Raw genomic sequence first — 19155 nt, 5'->3', positions numbered from 1 at the left:
GCTTTTATAAGGAAGAGGCGTCGGCAGCGGCCAACGACAGGGCCGCCAGTTTGAACCCGGGCGGTCGAGGCTGACAACCCTCCCATGAGCGAACTTCGCCGCTTTAGAGGCCTGCGTGAGCATGCGCAGTGACAGGCGCATGCAATCACAGGATAATGCGCCATCTTTTTCGGCGGCTCGGCTTCACGGGCCGTGTTTGCTTGTTTGGCCGCCTTAGCCTGACAACCCTGGAGTGTCTGGTTTGATCGTCTTCCGTTATCTATCCCGCGAAGTGTTGCTGACCCTGAGCGCCGTGAGCGCTGTACTGCTGGTCATCATCATGAGCGGACGTTTCGTCAAATACCTCGCGCAAGCGGCCTCGGGCGCACTGGACCCGGGTTCGCTGTTCCTGATCATGGGCTTTCGCCTGCCGGGCTTTTTGCAACTGATCCTGCCGCTGGGGTTGTTCCTCGGCATTCTCCTGGCCTACGGCCGGCTGTACCTCGAAAGCGAAATGACTGTGCTGTCGGCCACTGGCATGAGCCAGCAGCGCCTGCTGGGCATGACCATGATCCCGGCCGCGCTGGTGGCCCTGCTGGTGGCGTGGCTGAGCCTGAGCCTGGCGCCGCAGGGGGCCAATCAGTTCCAGTTGCTACTGAACAAGCAGGACGCCATGACCGAGTTCGACACCCTGGTGCCGGGCCGCTTCCAGGCGCTCAACGACGGTACCCGGGTGACCTATACCGAACACTTGTCCGATGACCGGGCCAACCTGGGCGGCGTGTTCATCTCGGAAAAACGCCTGAGCCAGGACAAGAAGGACCAGGGCATCTCGGTGCTGGTGGCAGAGAAGGGGCATCAGGACATTCGTCCGGACGGCAATCGCTACCTGATCCTCGAAAACGGCTATCGCTACGACGGTAACCCGGGCCAGGCCGATTACCGGATCATCAAGTACGACACCTACGGCGTGTTGCTGGCCAAGCCGGACGTCAGTGAAGAAGTTACCGATCGCGACGCCATGCCGACCCGCGATCTGATCGGCAACCCGGACCTGCGCGCCCATGCCGAGCTGCAATGGCGTATTTCCCTGCCGCTTCTGGTGTTTGTCGTGACCTTGATGGCGGTGCCGCTGTCCCGGGTCAACCCGCGCCAGGGCCGCTTCCTCAAACTGTTGCCGGCGATTCTTCTTTATATGGCTTACCTGACCATCCTGATCGCGGCCCGTGGCTCGCTGGAAAAAGGCAAGCTGCCGCAGGCCCTGGGTCTGTGGTGGGTACACGGACTGTTTCTATTGATTGGCCTCGGGTTGCTGTACTGGGAACCCTTGCGTCTGAAACTGGCGAGCCGCCGCAGCATGAAGGAGGTGGCTCGTGGTTAAGCTCGATCGCTACATCGGTAACAGTGTCCTGCTGGCCATCCTGGCGGTACTGGGGATCATTCTCGGCCTGGCGTCGCTGTTCGCCTTCATCGACGAGATGGGCAGCGTCAGTGACAACTACACCGTGATGGATGTGTTGAGTTTCGTGGTCATGACGGCGCCTCGCCGGCTCTACGAAATGCTGCCGATGGCGGCCCTGATCGGCTGCCTGATCGGCCTGGGCAGCCTGGCCAGCAACAGCGAGCTGACCATCATGCGCGCCGCTGGCGTGTCTATCGGTCGGATCGTCTGGGCGGTGATGAAGCCGATGCTGTTCCTGATGCTGGCCGGTGTGCTGATCGGCGAGTACGTCGCTCCCGCCACGGAAAGCCAGGCGCAGGCCAGTCGTGCGCTGGCCCAGGGTTCGGGCGACGCGCAAAGTTCCAAGCGCGGCCTGTGGCACCGCCAGGGTGAGGAGTTCATCCACATCAACGCCGTGCAACCCAACGGCCTGCTGTATGGCGTGACCCGTTATCACTTCGACGATCAGCGGCACATGCTGTCCTCGAGCTTCGCTCGCCAGGCCCGTTTCGAAGAGAACTACTGGCAGCTGAGCGACGTCACCACCACCTATTTCCGCGAAGGCCACACCGAAGTCATCAACACCCCTCAGGAACGCTGGGACGTGGCCTTGAGCCCGCAACTGCTGAGCACTGTGGTGATGGCGCCGGAGTCCCTGTCGATCAGCGGTCTGTGGGGCTATATCCACTACCTGGCCGATCAGGGCCTGAACAACGGTCGCTACTGGCTGGCGTTCTGGGTCAAGGTGCTGCAACCGCTGGTCACCGCGGCCCTGGTATTGATGGCGATCTCGTTCATTTTCGGTCCGTTGCGTTCGGTGACGCTTGGTCAGCGGGTGTTCACCGGCGTGCTGGTGGGGTTCACCTTCCGCATTGCCCAGGACCTGCTCGGGCCGTCGAGCCTGGTATTCGGCTTCTCGCCGCTGTTCGCGGTGCTGGTTCCCGCCGGGATCTGTGCCCTGGCCGGGTTCTGGCTGATGCGCCGGGCCGGCTGACCGGCGCCAATGACGCCACGCGCAAGAGCAACGCCCCTGTCGAAAGACCGGGGCGTTTTGCGTTTATGCACCACTGACAGGCGAACGTGACGCTTGCGTCGTCTATCAGGTACAATTCCCGGCTATTTTTCGGCGGGCTATGCCTGCAGCCTTTTTGAGTGTTGATCCGTGAGTGATTTGAGTCATATCCGCAATTTCTCCATCATCGCCCACATTGACCATGGCAAGTCGACTCTGGCCGATCGCTTCATCCAGATGTGCGGCGGCCTGGCCGAGCGCGAAATGGAAGCCCAGGTTCTGGACTCCATGGACCTTGAGCGTGAACGCGGGATCACCATCAAGGCCCACAGCGTTACCCTCTATTACAAAGCCCGCGACGGCATCACCTACCAGCTGAACTTCATCGACACCCCGGGCCACGTGGACTTCACCTATGAAGTCAGCCGGTCGCTGGCCGCCTGTGAAGGCGCCTTGCTGGTGGTCGACGCTGGCCAGGGCGTGGAAGCGCAGTCGGTCGCCAACTGCTACACCGCCATCGAGCAGGGCCTGGAGGTCATGCCGGTGTTGAACAAGATCGACCTGCCGCAGGCCGATCCGGACCGGGTCAAGGAAGAGATCGAGAAGATCATCGGTATCGATGCCACCGACGCCGTGACCTGCAGCGCCAAGACCGGCCTGGGTGTCGACGAGGTGCTGGAGCGCCTGGTCACCACCATTCCCGCGCCGACCGGCAACATCGAAGATCCGCTGCAAGCGTTGATCATTGACTCCTGGTTCGACAACTACCTGGGCGTCGTGTCCCTGGTTCGCGTGCGCCATGGCCGCGTGAAGAAGGGCGACAAGATCCTGGTGAAATCCACCGGCAAGATCCACCTGGTGGACAGCGTCGGTGTATTCAACCCGAAACACACCGCCACCACCGACCTGAAGGCCGGTGAAGTAGGCTTTATCATCGCCGGTATCAAGGACATTCACGGTGCGCCGGTAGGTGACACCCTGACCCTGAGCTCGACCCCCGACGTCGAAGTGCTGCCTGGCTTCAAGCGCATTCAGCCGCAGGTCTACGCCGGCCTGTTCCCGGTCAGCTCCGACGACTTCGAAGACTTCCGCGAAGCCCTGCAAAAGCTCACGCTGAACGACTCGTCGCTGCAATACACCCCGGAAAGCTCCGACGCACTGGGCTTCGGCTTCCGTTGCGGCTTCCTCGGCATGCTGCACATGGAAATCATCCAGGAGCGCCTGGAGCGCGAATACGACCTGGACCTGATCACCACGGCGCCGACGGTGATTTTCGAGTTGCAACTGAAGAATGGTGAGACGATCTACGTCGATAACCCGTCGAAGTTGCCGGATCTGTCGTCCATCGAAGATATGCGCGAGCCGATCGTGCGGGCCAATATCCTGGTGCCGCAGGAGCACCTGGGTAACGTCATTACCCTGTGCATCGAGAAGCGCGGCGTGCAGCACGACATGCTGTTCCTTGGCAGCCAGGTCCAGGTGACCTACGACCTGCCGATGAACGAAGTGGTCCTGGACTTCTTCGACCGCCTCAAATCCACCAGTCGTGGCTATGCTTCGCTGGATTATCATTTCGATCGCTACCAATCGGCTAATCTGGTCAAGCTGGATGTGCTGATCAACGGTGAGAAGGTCGATGCCCTGGCATTGATCGTGCACCGTGACAACGCGCACTACAAAGGGCGTGCGTTGACCGAAAAGATGAAGGAACTGATTCCTCGGCAGATGTTCGACGTGGCAATCCAGGCCGCCATTGGTGGGCAGATTGTGGCGCGGACAACCGTCAAGGCGCTCAGAAAGAACGTACTGGCCAAATGCTACGGTGGTGACGTTAGCCGTAAGCGCAAGCTGTTGGAAAAGCAGAAGGCCGGTAAGAAACGCATGAAGCAAGTGGGTAACGTGGAGATTCCACAAGAAGCCTTCCTTGCTGTGCTCAGGTTGGATAGTTAGGTCCTATGTCACTAAATTTCCCGCTGTTGCTGGTCATCGCCGTCGCCGTCTGCGGTCTGTTGGCGTTGCTCGATCTGGTCTTTCTGGCGCCGCGTCGGCGTGCCGCCATTACCAACTATCAGGGCAGCGTCAGCCAGCCGGATGGACTGGTCATCGAGAAACTGAACAAGGAGCCGATGCTGGTCGAGTACGGCAAATCGTTCTTTCCGGTGCTGTTCATCGTGCTGGTGCTGCGTTCGTTTCTGGTGGAACCGTTTCAGATTCCTTCGGGATCGATGAAACCGACCCTGGATGTGGGCGACTTCATCCTGGTGAACAAGTTTTCTTACGGGATCCGCCTGCCGGTGATCGACAAGAAAATCATCGAGGTCGGTGATCCGCAGCGCGGCGATGTGATGGTGTTCCGCTACCCGAGCGATCCGAACGTCAACTACATCAAGCGTGTGGTCGGCCTGCCGGGCGACGAAGTGCGCTACACCAGCGACAAGCGCCTGCTGGTCAACGGCCAGTCGGTCGCCGAGCAACTGGTCGGCTCCGAGCCGGGTACCCTGGGCAGCGCGGAGCTCTACAAGGAAAAACTCGGCGCCGCCGAGCACCTGATCCGCAAGGAAATGAGCCGCTACCGGGCCACCCCGGATCGTCAATGGACCGTGCCTGCCGGGCACTACTTCATGATGGGCGACAACCGCGACAACTCGAACGACAGCCGCTACTGGGATGACCCAAGCATTCCCAAGGACCTGCTGGGCATGGTTCCCGACAAGAATATCGTCGGCAAGGCCTTCGCAGTCTGGATGAGCTGGCCCGAACCGAAACTCAGCCACCTGCCGAATTTCTCGCGGGTTGGCCTGATCAAGTAATCAAACACGGCGCTGTTGAACACAGCGCCGAATGCTTTTCTGGATCTTGTAGAACACTGGCCCGCCAGGTTCGGCAGCCTCCCAGGCGTCACCAGAAGCAGCAGTCAACGATATTCAGGATGTGGATTTGAACACAGCGTTAATTGCCACAGGCACCTCGTGCCTTGTCTCCAAGGTGGTGAAATTCAACCACGAACTCAGCGTGGGTAAACCGTGAGCGTTTCTTTGAGCCGTCTCGAGCGTCAGCTCGGTTACACCTTCAAGGACCAGGAACTGATGGTCCTGGCCCTCACTCACCGCAGTTTTGCCGGGCGCAACAACGAACGCCTGGAATTCCTCGGTGATGCCATTCTCAACTTCGTCGCCGGCGAAGCGCTGTTCGAGCGTTTTCCCCAGGCTCGCGAAGGCCAGCTGTCGCGTCTGCGCGCGCGCCTGGTGAAGGGTGAAACCCTGGCCGTACTGGCCCGTGGTTTCGATCTGGGCGAATACCTGCGCCTGGGCTCCGGTGAGTTGAAAAGCGGCGGCTTCCGTCGTGAGTCGATCCTCGCCGATGCCCTGGAAGCGCTGATTGGTGCGATCTACCTGGATGCCGGCATGGAGGTCGCGCGCGAGCGCGTGCTGTCCTGGCTGACGTCCGAGTTCGACAGCCTGACGCTGGTCGACACCAACAAGGACCCCAAGACCCGCCTGCAGGAATTCCTGCAGTCGCGTGCCTGTGAACTGCCCCGCTACGAAGTGGTGGATATCCAGGGTGAGCCCCATTGCCGGACGTTCTTCGTCGAATGTGAAATCACCCTACTGAACGAAAAAAGCCGAGGTCAGGGCGTGAGCCGTCGCATTGCCGAACAGGTAGCGGCCGCCGCAGCACTGATTGCCCTGGGCGTGGAGAATGGCCATGACTGATACAACCGCAACACGCTGTGGCTATGTTGCCATCGTCGGCCGTCCGAACGTGGGCAAGTCCACGCTGCTGAACCATATCCTGGGGCAGAAGCTGGCCATCACCTCGCGTAAGCCGCAGACCACTCGGCACAACATGCTCGGCATCAAGACCGAAGGCGCCATCCAGGCGATCTACGTCGACACCCCGGGCATGCACAAAAGCAACGAGAAGGCCCTGAACCGCTACATGAACAAGACCGCCTCGGCGGCCTTGAAAGACGTCGACGTGGTGATTTTCGTCGTCGACCGCACCAAGTGGACCGATGAAGACCAGTTGGTGCTGGAGCGTGTGCAGTACGTGCAGGGCCCAGTGATCCTGGCGATCAACAAGACTGACCGCATCGAGGACAAGGCCGAGCTGATGCCGCACCTGACCTGGTTGCAGGAGCAATTGCCGAATGCCGAGATCGTCCCGGTATCGGCCCAGCAAGGCCACAACCTGGAAGCCCTGGAAGGCCTGATCGCCAAGCACCTGCCGGAAAACGATCACTTCTTCCCGGAAGACCAGATCACTGACCGCAGCAGCCGTTTCCTCGCCGCCGAACTGGTGCGCGAGAAGATCATGCGCCAGCTGGGTGCCGAGCTGCCGTACCAGATCACCGTGGAAATCGAAGAGTTCAAGCAGCAGGGCAAGACCCTGCACATTCATGCCTTGATCCTCGTCGAACGCGACGGCCAGAAGAAAATCATCATTGGCGACAAGGGTGAGCGCATCAAGCGCATCGGCATGGAAGCGCGCAAGGACATGGAGCTGCTGTTCGACTCCAAGGTCATGCTCAACCTGTGGGTCAAGGTCAAAGGCGGTTGGTCCGACGACGAGCGCGCCCTGCGTTCGCTGGGCTACGGCGACCTGTAATCCTGCCCCGTCGCCGGCGCCTCGTTCCTGCAACGTGTAGGGAGCGAGCCGCTGGCGATAAAGGTTCAACGAACCTTCCCGTGGACCTGTCACTTTCTCAAGCCTTGAGATCCCCCCGACACCTATGTCCAGTAACGCTCCCATCGGCCAGCCCGCTTATGTCCTGCACAGTCGGGCCTATCGCGAGAGCAGTGCATTGGTGGACTTCCTCACGCCCCAGGGGCGGCTGCGCGCGGTGTTGCGCGGCGCGCGGGGCAAGGCCGGGACCCTGGCGCGGCCGTTCGTGCCGCTGGAAGTCGAATTTCGTGGGCGCGGCGAGCTGAAAAACGTCGGGCGCATGGAAAGCGCGGGAACCTCCACCTGGCTCAACGGCGAAGCGCTGTTCAGTGGTCTTTACCTCAATGAGCTGCTGATTCGCCTGCTGCCCGCCGAAGACCCGCATCCGGCGATCTTCGAGCACTATGCGGCAACCTTGCTGGCTTTGGCCGAGGGCAGGGCCCTTGAGCCCTTGCTGCGCGCGTTCGAATGGCGCTTGCTGGACGACCTGGGCTATGGCTTCGCCCTGGACATGGATATCCACGGCGCGCCGATTGAGGCGCAGGGCATGTACCGCCTGCAGGTGGACGCCGGCCTGGAGCAGGTTCACCTGTTGCAACCAGGCCTGTTCAACGGCACCGAGCTGCTGGCCATGGCGCAAGCCGACTGGAGCGCCCCCGGCGCGCTGGCGGCGGCCAAGCGCCTGATGCGCCAGGCACTGGCGGTACACCTGGGCGGTCGGCCCTTGGTCAGTCGCGAATTGTTTCGCAAGCCCTAGTCGTCCCATTGCGCCAATACGCTCGAATCCTGCCTGGCTTGCTCGTGCGACCGAAAGCCGGCAGTTATTTTCGCGGGCGGACACTATATGCTGTGCACCGAATCTCTAACTCCTCAGGAGCGCTTCCGTGACCACCAGCAATCGCATTCTTCTTGGCGTGAATATCGACCACGTAGCCACCCTGCGTCAGGCCCGGGGCACCCGTTACCCTGATCCGGTCAAGGCGGCGCTGGACGCGGAAGAGGCGGGGGCCGATGGCATCACCGTGCACCTGCGCGAGGACCGCCGGCACATCCAGGAGCGCGACGTGCTGCTGCTCAAGGACGTGTTGCAAACCCGCATGAACTTCGAGATGGGCGTCACCGAGGAAATGATGGCGTTCGCCGAGCGCATCCGTCCGGCGCACATCTGCCTGGTTCCGGAAACCCGCCAGGAGCTGACCACCGAAGGCGGCCTGGATGTCGTCGGGCAGGAAGCGCGGATCAAGGCGGCGGTAGAACGGCTGTCGAAGATCGGCGCCGAAGTGTCGCTGTTCATCGACGCCGATGAGCGGCAGATCGCTGCCTCTCGCCGCGTGGGCGCGCCTGCCATCGAGCTGCACACCGGGCGTTATGCCGATGCCGAAACGCCGAGCGAGGTGGCCGAGGAGCTGCGGCGCGTGGCCGACGGCGTGGCTTTCGGCCTGGGCCAGGGCCTGATCGTCAATGCCGGCCACGGCCTGCATTACCACAACGTCGAAGCGGTCGCGGCGATCAAGGGCATCAATGAGTTGAACATCGGCCATGCGCTGGTGGCCCATGCGCTGTTCGTCGGCTTCAAAGGCGCAGTGGCGGAGATGAAGGCGCTGATCCTGGCGGCGGCCAAGGCCTGACTCTGTTGCCGCTGCCGAAGGCTGCGACAAGCTCCGAAGGAGCTTCGGCGTTCTTGGAATCGCCACGACCTCCGGTCGATCGCAGCCTGCGGCAGCGGCTACAGATGGTTTAAAGCGGCGGGGTTTCCTGGGTCGGCTTGGTCTTGTCCACGCCTGGCACGTGCAGGTTGCCCTCGGCCACCTGGTCGCCTTCCAGCTGCGGCTGCGTGACCCAGGTCAGGATGTCGTAGTAGCGACGGATGTTGGCGACAAAATGCACCGGCTCGCCGCCCCGGGCGTAGCCATAGCGGGTCTTGCTGTACCACTGCTTCTGCGAGAGACGCGGTAGCATCTTCTTCACGTCCAGCCACTTGTTCGGGTTCAGCCCTTCCTTTTGCGCCAGCTTGCGGGCGTCGTCCAGGTGGCCGCTGCCGACGTTATAGGCGGCGAGGGCGAACCAGGTGCGGTCCGGCTCTTCGATCTTGTCGTCCAGCTGATCCTTCATGTACGCCAGGTACTTGGCGCCGCCCTGGATGCTTTGCTTGGCGTCCAGGCGGTTGGACACGCCCATGGCCTGGGCGGTGTTCTGGGTCAGCATCATCAGGCCGCGTACGCCGGTCTTGGAGGTAACGCTCGGTTGCCACAAGGATTCCTGGTAGCCGATGGCCGCCAGCAGGCGCCAGTCGACCTTTTCTTCCTTGGCCGAGGCCTTGAAGTGCTTCTCGTATTTGGGCAGGCGCTGCTGCAGGTGCTGGGCAAAGGTGTAGGCGCCGACATAACCCAGGACATCCACATGCCCGTAATAACGGTCCTTCAGGCGTTGCAGGGTGCCGTTCTTCTGCACCTTGTCGAGGAAGTCGTTGATTTCGTTGAGCAGGCTGTTGTCTTCGCCGGCGGCCACGGCCCAGCTCTGGTTGCGGGCATCGCCAAGGTCGAAGGCCACGCGGATATTGGCGAAATACACCTGGTTCATCGCCACTTCGTTGGAATCCACCAGGGTCAGGTCGATCTGCCCCTCGTCGACCATGCGCAGCAGGTCGACCACTTCGACCTCGTCGGACTCTTCGTATTGAATGCCGGGGTATTTCAGCTTGAGTTCGGCCAGTTGCTCGGCGTGGGTGCTGCCCTTGAGCACCATGATCTTCTTGCCGACCAGGTCGCCCGCATCGGTGGGGCGGGACTGGCCGTTGCGGTAGATAATCTGCGGGGTGACTTCCAGATAGGTGTGGGAAAACCGGACTTGCTGCTTGCGTTTCTCGCTGCTGACCAGGCCGGCAGCAGCCAGCACCGGGCCGTTAGGTTTACCCAGCTGGTCGAAGAGGTCGTCGAGGTTGTCCGCGGTTTCGATCTTCAGCGTCACCCCCAGGTCGTCGGCGAAACGTTTCACCAGCTCGTATTCGAAGCCGGTTTCACCGTTGCGATCCTGAAAGTAGGTGGCCGGGCTGTTACGGGTGACCACCCGCAGCACGCCATCCTCCTTTACTCGCTCGAGCGTGCTGGGTTTCTCAACGCAGGCACTGAGCATCAGGAAGAGTCCGGTTGCGATGAGCCATCGGGCACAGCGCGGACGTAAAGCCATAGGGGAAAACATCTGCGCAGTATACGCAAAGGACAACAACCGCCATATCTCGACAGCGAAGGGCTTGTCTGCTAGAGGTTCCAGCCCCCGGCCAGAGCCCTCGGGAATGGGCCTTCGCGGCCCGTGGAGAGGGGTGAAATAACCCTGCTGAATGGTCCTGACGAGCCTTTGTCACAGGGGGCTGCGCGCGGGCCGACGTCTGGCCGCGCTCGGGCGTGCCGTTTCGGGTGCCGTCGCGGGCGGTTTAGGCTAGAATGCACGGCCTCAAAGCACACCCCCTTCCCGAGGCTGTCCCGAAGATGTTGATCCTGCGCGGCGCTCCTGCCCTTTCTGCCTTTCGCCACAGCAAACTCCTTGAGCAACTGAGCCAGAAGGTTCCAGCTGTCAGTGGCCTGTATGCTGAATTCGCTCACTTCGCCGAAGTTACCGGCGTCCTGACCGGCGACGAACAGCAGGTGCTTGCGCGCCTTCTGAAGTACGGCCCAAGCGTACCGGTGCAAGAACCTACCGGTCGTCTGTTCCTGGTGCTGCCGCGTTTCGGCACCATCTCGCCCTGGTCGAGCAAGGCCAGCGATATCGCCCGCAACTGTGGCCTGAGCAAGATCCAGCGCCTGGAGCGCGGCATTGCCTTCTACGTGGCCGGTGAATTCAGCGACGCGCAAGCGCAGTTGATCGCCGATACTCTGCACGACCGCATGACCCAGATCGTGCTGGGCAACCTGGAGCAGGCTGCCGGCCTGTTCAGCCATGCCACGCCGAAGCCGCTGACCGCCATCGATATCCTCGGTGGTGGCCGCGCCGCGCTGGAACAGGCCAACACCGAACTGGGCCTGGCCCTGGCCGAAGACGAAATCGATTACCTGGTCAACGCCTTCCAGGGCCTCAAGCGCAACCCGCATGACATCGAACTGATGATGTTCGCCCAGGCCAACTCCGAGCACTGCCGTCACAAGATCTTCAACGCCAGTTGGGACATCGACGGCCAGAGCCAGGAAAAAAGCCTGTTCGGCATGATCAAGAACACCTATCAGATGCACAACGAAGGTGTGCTGTCGGCTTACAAGGACAACGCCTCGGTGATCGTCGGCAATGTCGCCGGCCGTTTCTTCCCGAACCCTGAAACCCGCCAGTACGGCGCGGTGCAGGAGCCGGTGCACATCCTGATGAAGGTCGAGACTCACAACCACCCGACCGCCATCGCCCCGTTCCCGGGCGCATCCACCGGTTCCGGTGGCGAGATCCGCGATGAAGGTGCAACCGGGCGTGGCGCCAAGCCAAAGGCCGGCCTGACCGGTTTCACCGTATCCAACCTGCAGATCCCGGGCTTCGAACAGCCGTGGGAAGTGCCGTACGGCAAGCCTGAGCGCATTGTCACCGCGCTGGACATCATGATCGAAGGCCCGCTGGGCGGCGCCGCGTTCAACAACGAATTCGGTCGTCCGGCCCTGACCGGCTACTTCCGTACCTTCGAACAGTCGATCGCCACCCCGCACGGTGACGAGGTTCGTGGTTACCACAAGCCGATCATGCTGGCCGGCGGCATGGGCAACATCCGCGAAGAGCATGTCAAGAAAGGCGAGATCGTCGTCGGCTCCAAGCTGATCGTCCTCGGTGGCCCGGCGATGCTCATCGGCCTGGGTGGCGGCGCCGCTTCCTCCATGGCCACCGGCACCAGCTCGGCGGATCTGGACTTCGCTTCCGTTCAGCGTGAAAACCCGGAAATGGAGCGTCGTTGCCAGGAAGTCATCGACCGTTGCTGGCAGCTGGGCGACAAGAACCCGATCAGCTTCATCCACGACGTCGGCGCGGGCGGTCTGTCCAACGCCTTCCCGGAACTGGTCAACGACGGCGACCGCGGTGGCCGTTTCGAACTGCGCAACATTCCAAACGACGAGCCGGGCATGGCCCCGCACGAAATCTGGAGCAACGAATCCCAGGAACGCTACGTTCTGGCCGTCGGCCCGGCCGACTTCGAGCGCTTCCAGGCCATCTGCGAACGGGAGCGTTGCCCGTTTGCCGTCGTCGGTGAAGCCACCGCCGAACCGCATCTGACTGTCACGGACAGCCACTTCGGCAACAGCCCGGTGGACATGCCACTGGAAGTGCTGCTAGGCAAGGCGCCGCGCATGCACCGTTCGGTGGTTCGCGAAGCCGAGCTGGGCGACGATTTCGACCCGTCGAACCTCGACATCGGCGAAAGCATCGAGCGCGTCCTGCATCACCCGGCCGTCGCGAGCAAAAGCTTCCTGATCACCATCGGCGACCGCACCATCACCGGCCTGGTGGCCCGTGACCAAATGGTCGGCCCATGGCAGGTTCCGGTGGCCGACGTGGCCGTCACCGCCACCAGTTTCGACGTCTACACCGGTGAAGCCATGGCCATGGGCGAGCGTACTCCGCTGGCGCTGCTGGACGCCCCGGCGTCGGGCCGCATGGCCATCGGCGAAACCCTGACCAACATCGCCGCGTCGCGCATCAACAAGATCTCCGACATCAAACTGTCGGCGAACTGGATGTCCGCCGCTGGCCACCCGGGCGAAGACGCACGGCTGTACGACACCGTGAAAGCGGTTGGCATGGAGCTGTGCCCTGAGCTGGGCATCACCATTCCGGTGGGCAAGGACTCGATGTCCATGGCCACGCGCTGGAACGACAACGGCGAAGAAAAAACCGTGACCTCGCCGATGTCGCTGATCGTGACCGGTTTCGCGCCTGTGGCGGACATCCGCCAGACCCTGACCCCGCAACTGCGCATGGACAAGGGCACCACCGATCTGGTCCTGATCGACCTCGGGCGTGGCCAGAACCGCATGGGCGCCTCGATCCTCGCCCAGGTGCATGGCAAGCTCGGCAAGCAGGCCCCGGACGTCGATGACGCCGAAGACCTGAAAGCCTTCTTCGCGGTGATCCAGGGCCTCAACGCCGACGGTCACTTGCTGGCTTACCACGACCGTTCCGACGGTGGTCTGCTGACCAGCGTGGTGGAGATGGCCTTCGCCGGTCACTGCGGCCTGAACCTGAACCTCGACGCCCTGGCCGAAACCTCGGCCGAGATCGCCGCCATCCTGTTCAACGAAGAACTGGGTGCGGTGATCCAGGTGCGCCAGGACGCGACCCCGGATGTGCTGGCGCAGTTCAGCGCCGCCGGCCTGGGCGACTGCGTGGCGGTGATCGGCCAGCCGGTCAACAACGGCCATATCAACATCAGCTTCAACGGCGAGAATATCTTCGCCGGCGAGCGTCGCCTGTTGCAGCGCCAGTGGGCTGAAACCAGCTACCAGATCCAGCGCCTGCGGGACAACGCCGACTGCGCCGAGCAGGAATTCGACGTCCTGCTGGAAGAAGACAACCCGGGCCTGAGCGTCAAGCTGAGCTTCGACGTCAACCAGGACATCGCCGCGCCTTACATCAAGAAAGGCGTGCGTCCCCAGGTTGCCGTGCTGCGCGAGCAGGGCGTCAACGGCCAGGTGGAAATGGCCGCGGCGTTCGACCGTGCCGGCTTCAACGCGATCGACGTGCACATGAGCGACATCCTCGCCGGTCGCGTCGACCTGAACGACTTCAAGGGCATGGTCGCCTGCGGCGGCTTCTCCTACGGCGACGTACTCGGCGCCGGCGAGGGCTGGGCCAAGTCGGCACTGTTCAACAGCCGTGCCCGCGACGCCTTCCAGGGCTTCTTCGAGCGTAACGACACCTTCACCCTCGGCGTGTGCAACGGTTGCCAGATGATGTCCAACCTGCACGAGCTGATCCCGGGCAGCGAGTTCTGGCCGCACTTCGTGCGCAACCGCTCCGAGCAGTTCGAGGCCCGTGTGGCGATGGTCCAGGTCCAGGAGTCGAACTCGATCTTCCTGCAGGGCATGGCCGGTTCGCGTATGCCGATCGCCATCGCCCACGGCGAAGGCCATGCGGAATTCGAAAGCGCAGAAGCGCTGCTCGAAGCCGACCTGTCCGGTTGCGTGGCCCTGCGCTTCGTCGACAACCACGGCAAGGTCACCGAAAGCTACCCGGCCAACCCGAACGGCTCGCCGCGCGGGATCACCGGCCTGACCAGCCGCGACGGTCGCGTCACCATCATGATGCCGCACCCTGAGCGGGTATTCCGTGCCGTGCAGAACTCCTGGCGTCCGGAAGAGTGGAACGAAGATGCGGCGTGGATGCGCATGTTCCGTAACGCTCGCGTGTGGGTGAACTAAGGCCCGTGTACAAGCTCAGCTTTTTCGTCCCGCCCAGCCACGTGGATGTGGTCAAGAACGCCGTATTCGCCGCCGGTGGCGGACGGATCGGCGCTTACGACCAGTGTGCGTGGCAGGTGCTGGGCCAGGGCCAGTTTCGCCCGTTGGACGGCAGCCAGCCGTTTCTCGGGCAGACCGGCCTGGTCGAGCAGGTGCAGGAATGGAAAGTCGAGCTGGTGGTGGCCGACGAGTTGATCCGTAGCGTGGTGATGGCCCTCAAGCAGAGCCATCCCTACGAGACACCGGCTTATGAAGTCTGGCGTCTGGAAGACTTCTAAGGCCCCGCCCATGAAAAAGCCCGCTGAACCGGTAACGGTCAGCGGGCTTTTTTGTGCCTGCTCTCCGGCAGGAGAGGGTCAGACCTTGACGCTGACCTCGCTGCGGTTGATCAGGCTATCCAGCGCCTGGCCCAGGCTCGCGGCCTTTTCCCCGATCAGCAGGTGCCAGACACCATCGTCGAGCTGGCTGGAACCCTGGCAGCCGAGGTTCTTCAGCTGGCATTCCGACAGCGCCTTGTTGTCGCCCAGTTGCACCCGCAGGCGGGTCATGGCCACGCAGTCCAGTTGCAGCACATTGTCGCTGCCACCGAAGGCATCCAGCCATTTCACGGCTTCCTGGGGCGCAATGCTCACCGCTGGCGGTGTTTCGAAGGCCGCGGCGGCAGGGCCTGGCTGTTCCAGTGGCTTGCCGCCGCTGGGCATGGCCAGGCGGATTTCATCGGCGATGCTGTCGGCCAGCGGGCCGACCACCACCTGCAGGCTGCCGCCCTTGCCGGGACGCACCACGGCCATGGCGCCCAGGGCCTTGAGGTCGCTGTCCGACGCCTTGCTGCGGTCGGCCAGTTCCAGGCGCAGGCGGGTGGTGCAGGCGCCGACGGTTATCAGGTTGTCCGCACCGCCCAGGGCCTGGATATAGGCACCGGCCCGCTGATTGTTGGTCATGGCGGCTTTTTCGGTGCCCGGGGTGTCTTCGCGGCCCGGGGTTTTCAGGTTGAAGCGTTTGATGCAGAAGTCGAACACCAGGTAGTAGATCACCGCGTACAGCAGGCCTACCGGGAACACCAGCCAGCCGTTGGTGGAGCGACCCCAGCCAAGGGCCATGTCGATGGCGCCGCCGGAAAAGGTGAAGCCCAAGTGGATGTTCAACAGGTTGGTCAGGGCCATGGACAGGCCGGTCAGCAGCGCGTGCACCAGGTACAGCATGGGGGCGAGGAACATGAAGGCGAATTCGATCGGCTCGGTGACCCCGGTGAGGAACGAGGTCAGGGCCATCGACAGGAAAATCCCGCCCATCACCTTGCGCCGCTCCGGCAGCGCATTGCGGTACATGGCCAGGCACGCCGCCGGCAGGCCGAACAGCATCATCGGGAACATGCCGGTCATGAACTGGCCGCCCTTGGGGTCGCCGGCGAAGTAGCGGGTCAGGTCGCCGGTGACCACGGCGCCGGTGGCCGGGTCGGTGAAGCTGCCGAAAATGAACCAGGCCATGTTGTTCAGGATGTGGTGCAGGCCGGTGATGATCAGCAGGCGGTTGAACACGCCGAAAACGAAGGCACCGAGGCTGCCGCTTTCCATCAGCAACTGGCCGAAGCTGTTGATGCCGTGCTGGATCGGCGGCCAGATCAGGCCGAACACCACCCCCAGGCCGACGGCGCTGAAACCGGTGACAATCGGCACGAAGCGCCGCCCGCCGAAGAACGCCAGGTATTCCGGCAGCTTGATGTCCTTGAAGCGGTTGTACAGGGCTCCGGCCAGCAGGCCGCTGATGATCCCGGCGAGCATGCCCATGTTGATGCTGGCATCGAGCACCTTGAGGGTCGCGACCATCACCAGGTAGCCGATGGCCCCGGCCAGGCCGGCGGTGCCGTTGTTGTCCTTGGCGAAGCCCACGGCGATGCCGATGGCGAAGATCAGCGCCAGGTTGGCGAAGATGGTCTGGCCGGCATCGTGGATGATCGCGATGTTCAGCAGGTCGGTGTCGCCCAGGCGCAGCAGCAGGCCGGCGATCGGCAGGATCGCGATCGGCAGCATCAGGGCGCGGCCCAGGCGCTGCAGGCCTTCGATGAATAATTGGTACATGGCGTGTCTCCCGGTGTTCTTGTTATTCAGCTCAGGGGCCAGTGTTGGTGGCAGGCATGACGCACCGCCGAGGCACTGCTCAGGTTTAGCAGGTCATGGCTGAGGCGTCGGCATTGCGCAGCATCCAGTTGGCGGACCCGCTCCTTGATTTCGCCCACTTGTGGCGGGCTCACCGACAGCTCGCTGACCCCCAGGCCGATCAGCACCGGCGTCGCCAGCGGGTCGGAGGCCAGTGCGCCGCACACGCCGACCCAGCGCCCATGCCTGGCCGCGCCGGCGCAGGTCTGGGCGATCAACCGCAGCAGCGCCGGGTGCAGCGCATCGACCCGCGCGGCCAGGCCGGCATGGTCACGGTCCATGGCCAGGGTGTATTGCGACAGATCGTTGGTGCCGATGGAGAGGAAGTCGGCGTATTCGGCCAGTTGCTCGGCGAGCAGGGCGGCGGCCGGGACTTCGATCATCACCCCCAGCTCCGGGCGCTGGCCGATTCCCAGCTCGGCGCACAGGCAATCGATGCGTTCGCGGATATGCAGCAGTTCGTCGAGCTCGCTGACCATCGGCAGCAGGATGCGGCAGCGTTGCAGCGGGCTGACCTGCAGCAGGGCCCGCAGTTGCTGGTCGAGCAGTTCCGGGCGGGCCTGGGCCAGGCGGATGCCGCGCAGGCCCAGCACCGGGTTGGCTTCCACCGGCAGCGGCAGGTAGTCCAGTTGCTTGTCGCCGCCGACGTCTATGGTGCGGATGATCACCGACTTGTCGCCCATGGCGTCGAGCACGGCCTGATAAGCCTGGCGCTGCTCCTGTTCGTCGGGGGCGGTATGCCGGTCGACAAACAGAAACTCGGTACGCAGCAGGCCGACGCCATCGGCACCGTTGGCATGGGCGTTCCGGGCTTCCTGGCTGGAGGCGACATTGGCGGCGACTTCGATCGCCTGGCCGTCGAGGGTCCTGGCCGGCAGTTGGGCCTGTTGCTGTTGTTGCTCGCGCCGCTGCTGGCGGAGCAGATGGCTCTGCCGGACCTGTTCGACGCGCACGCTGTCCGGCGTCAGTTCCAGGCGCCCGTGATCGGCGTTCAGCACCACTTGCTGGCCTTGCGGCACATCGAGAAGCTCCGAGCCCAGGGCCACCAGGCAGGGCAGGCCCTTGCCGCGTGCCAGGATCGCCACGTGGGAGGTGGCGCCGCCGGCCGCCATGCACAGGCCGGCGGCGCCTTGCTCGCTCAGTTGCAGCAGGTCGGACGGGGTCAGTTCGTGGGCCGCGACTATGGCGCCGGCCGGCAACTGGTAATGCCAGGCCTCGCCGAGCAGGGCGCGCAGGACCCGCTGTTGCAGGTCGCGCAGGTCGTTGGCGCGTTCGGCGAGCAGGGCATTGCCCAGTTGCAGCAGGATCTCGCACTGTTCGCCGATGGCGTCGCTCCAGGCGTGGGTGGCGGCGCGTCCCTGGCCGATGCTCTGGCGGGCGGCGTCCAGCAGCGCCGGGTCTTCGAGCAGGGCCAGATGGGCGGCGAAGATCGCTTCTTCCTGGTTGTCCTTGCGTTGCCGGGCGTGGTCCAGGGTGCCGCGAATGTCGCTGCGAACCTTGTCCAGGGCCAGGTCCAGCGCCTGCAGTTGCTCCTGTGGCGGGTGACCGCCGCTGTCTTCCGGCAGGGTCATGGCGGTCAGCTGAAACAGCGGCCCGCAGACCAGCCCGGGGGCGGCGCAAACGCCCTGGATCACCCCGGCTTCGGCGGGGCGCTGGGGCGCGACGGCCTTCACCGCTGGCGCCGCGGTATGGCCGTCTTCGGCCAGCGGGGTGGCGAGGGCGTCCAGCAGCGCCAGCAGGGCGGCCTTGCAGTCCTTGCCCTGGCAACTGACCCGCACCTCGTCCTGCTCGCCGACCCCCAGCCCCATCAGGCTGACCAGGCTGTCGCAGGACGCCGACTTGCCGTTGAAATGCAGGTGCGCCTTGCTGCTGAAACCCTGGGCGGTCTGGCGTATCAGCGCGGCCGGCCGGGCGTGCAGGCCGCCGCGATGATTGACCCGGGTCTGGCCTTCCACCGCGTCGGTCGAGGTGTCGCCCGTTTCCGCCTGGGCCGTATTGGCCGCGCGTGGAACGATGTGCAGCAGCGGTTCGCCGACTTTCACCGATTTCAGGGTGATGGGCAGGGTCTGGAAGTGTTCGCCGTTGGTCAGGATCATCAGGCTGATCAGGCTTTTGCTGTTGCGCGCGACCTGGTCGAGATCGAAGCGCAGCAGGGCCTGGCCGCTGCTCACCCGGGCGCCTTCCTGCACCAGCATGGAGAAACCCTCGCCTTGCAGCTGGACGGTGTCCAGGCCGAGGTGCAGCAGCAATTCCGCGCCATTGTCGGCGCGCAGGGTCACCGCGTGGCCGGTGCGGGCGGCATGCACCACCACGCCGGCGCAGGGGGCGTGCAGGGTGTTGTTCAGCGGGTCGATGGCGATCCCGTCGCCCATGGCGCCGCTGGAAAACACCAGGTCGGGCACCCTTGCGAGGGTGAGCACCGGGCCGCTCAAGGGAGCGCCGAGCGTCAGGTCTTTATTGTTGTTGTGCATGGCGCAGTAC

General features: G+C 63.4%; 13 protein-coding genes. 10 read left to right on the top strand and 3 right to left on the bottom strand.

Annotated features, from left to right (window positions below):
* Positions 1–241: 241 nt before the first annotated feature.
* The 8 genes from lptF (at position 242) to pdxJ (ending at position 8725) form a co-directional block, all read left to right on the top strand.
* Positions 242–1360 carry an LPS export ABC transporter permease LptF gene (lptF, locus tag BMY68_RS20125; RefSeq protein WP_085529900.1) on the top strand — a complete coding sequence of 373 codons (1119 nt, stop codon included), beginning with the start codon at positions 242–244 and terminating at the stop codon, positions 1358–1360.
* Entirely contained in the window at positions 1353–2414 is a 1062-nt protein-coding gene (gene lptG / locus BMY68_RS20120; RefSeq protein ID WP_009042304.1) for an LPS export ABC transporter permease LptG, read from the top strand. The genes lptF and lptG overlap by 8 nt, the downstream gene beginning before the upstream one ends.
* Before the next feature lie 168 nt (positions 2415–2582).
* The gene (lepA, locus tag BMY68_RS20115; RefSeq protein ID WP_009042305.1) at positions 2583–4382 is read left to right on the top strand and encodes a translation elongation factor 4; all 1800 of its coding nucleotides are present in this window, start codon (positions 2583–2585) and stop codon (positions 4380–4382) included.
* Between the two features lie 5 nt (positions 4383–4387).
* Positions 4388–5242: a signal peptidase I gene (lepB, locus tag BMY68_RS20110; RefSeq protein WP_007932153.1), complete on the top strand. Its 855-nt coding sequence runs from the start codon at positions 4388–4390 to the stop codon at positions 5240–5242.
* Positions 5243–5455: 213 nt separating this feature from the next.
* Complete coding sequence (gene rnc, locus BMY68_RS20105) at positions 5456–6145, top strand: ribonuclease III (RefSeq protein WP_009042306.1); 690 nt, start codon at positions 5456–5458, stop codon at positions 6143–6145.
* On the top strand, positions 6138–7040 hold the full coding sequence (era, locus tag BMY68_RS20100) for a GTPase Era (RefSeq protein WP_007932155.1): 903 nt from the start codon (positions 6138–6140) through the stop codon (positions 7038–7040). Before rnc ends, era begins: the two co-directional genes overlap by 8 nt.
* Before the next feature lie 124 nt (positions 7041–7164).
* Positions 7165–7854 (top strand): DNA repair protein RecO, encoded by a 690-nt coding sequence (recO, locus tag BMY68_RS20095; RefSeq protein WP_007932161.1) that lies wholly within the window; start codon positions 7165–7167, stop codon positions 7852–7854.
* Positions 7855–7981: 127 nt separating this feature from the next.
* Complete coding sequence (pdxJ, locus tag BMY68_RS20090) at positions 7982–8725, top strand: pyridoxine 5'-phosphate synthase (RefSeq protein WP_085529901.1); 744 nt, start codon at positions 7982–7984, stop codon at positions 8723–8725.
* A gap of 109 nt (positions 8726–8834) precedes the next feature.
* Here the strand turns inward: pdxJ and mltF are convergent, their stop codons facing one another.
* Entirely contained in the window at positions 8835–10295 is a 1461-nt protein-coding gene (gene mltF / locus BMY68_RS20085) for a membrane-bound lytic murein transglycosylase MltF (RefSeq protein ID WP_009042308.1), read from the bottom strand.
* Positions 10296–10582: 287 nt separating this feature from the next.
* Between mltF and purL the strand changes: the two genes are divergently transcribed.
* Positions 10583–14479, top strand: coding sequence for a phosphoribosylformylglycinamidine synthase (gene purL, locus BMY68_RS20080; RefSeq protein WP_085529902.1), 3897 nt, complete (start codon positions 10583–10585; stop codon positions 14477–14479).
* A gap of 5 nt (positions 14480–14484) precedes the next feature.
* Positions 14485–14796: a YqfO family protein gene (locus tag BMY68_RS20075; protein WP_007927731.1), complete on the top strand. Its 312-nt coding sequence runs from the start codon at positions 14485–14487 to the stop codon at positions 14794–14796.
* Positions 14797–14874: 78 nt separating this feature from the next.
* Here the strand turns inward: BMY68_RS20075 and nagE are convergent, their stop codons facing one another.
* Complete coding sequence (gene nagE, locus BMY68_RS20070; RefSeq protein WP_085529903.1) at positions 14875–16596, bottom strand: N-acetylglucosamine-specific PTS transporter subunit IIBC; 1722 nt, start codon at positions 16594–16596, stop codon at positions 14875–14877.
* 26 nt (positions 16597–16622) lie between these two features.
* Positions 16623–19145: a phosphoenolpyruvate--protein phosphotransferase gene (gene ptsP / locus BMY68_RS20065; RefSeq protein WP_085529904.1), complete on the bottom strand. Its 2523-nt coding sequence runs from the start codon at positions 19143–19145 to the stop codon at positions 16623–16625.
* Positions 19146–19155: the final 10 nt, after the last annotated feature.

The organism is Pseudomonas sp. NFACC41-3 (genome assembly GCF_900109505.1).
GTDB classification, from domain to species: domain Bacteria; phylum Pseudomonadota; class Gammaproteobacteria; order Pseudomonadales; family Pseudomonadaceae; genus Aquipseudomonas; species Aquipseudomonas chlororaphis.
The sequence above is the reverse complement of the archived record's forward strand: the minus strand, read 5'-3'. Positions and strand labels throughout refer to the sequence as shown.

Bases quoted from the DNA above. Each gene is read 5' to 3' on its own strand.
- era (WP_007932155.1), top strand. From the start codon at position 6,138: ATGACTGATACAACCGCAACACGCTGTGGCTATGTTGCCATCGTCGGC.
- recO (WP_007932161.1), top strand. From the start codon at position 7,165: ATGTCCAGTAACGCTCCCATCGGCCAGCCCGCTTATGTCCTGCACAGT.
- lepB (WP_007932153.1), top strand. From the start codon at position 4,388: ATGTCACTAAATTTCCCGCTGTTGCTGGTCATCGCCGTCGCCGTCTGC.
- mltF (WP_009042308.1), bottom strand. From the start codon at position 10,295: ATGTTTTCCCCTATGGCTTTACGTCCGCGCTGTGCCCGATGGCTCATC.
- nagE (WP_085529903.1), bottom strand. From the start codon at position 16,596: ATGTACCAATTATTCATCGAAGGCCTGCAGCGCCTGGGCCGCGCCCTG.
- ptsP (WP_085529904.1), bottom strand. From the start codon at position 19,145: ATGCACAACAACAATAAAGACCTGACGCTCGGCGCTCCCTTGAGCGGC.
- purL (WP_085529902.1), top strand. From the start codon at position 10,583: ATGTTGATCCTGCGCGGCGCTCCTGCCCTTTCTGCCTTTCGCCACAGC.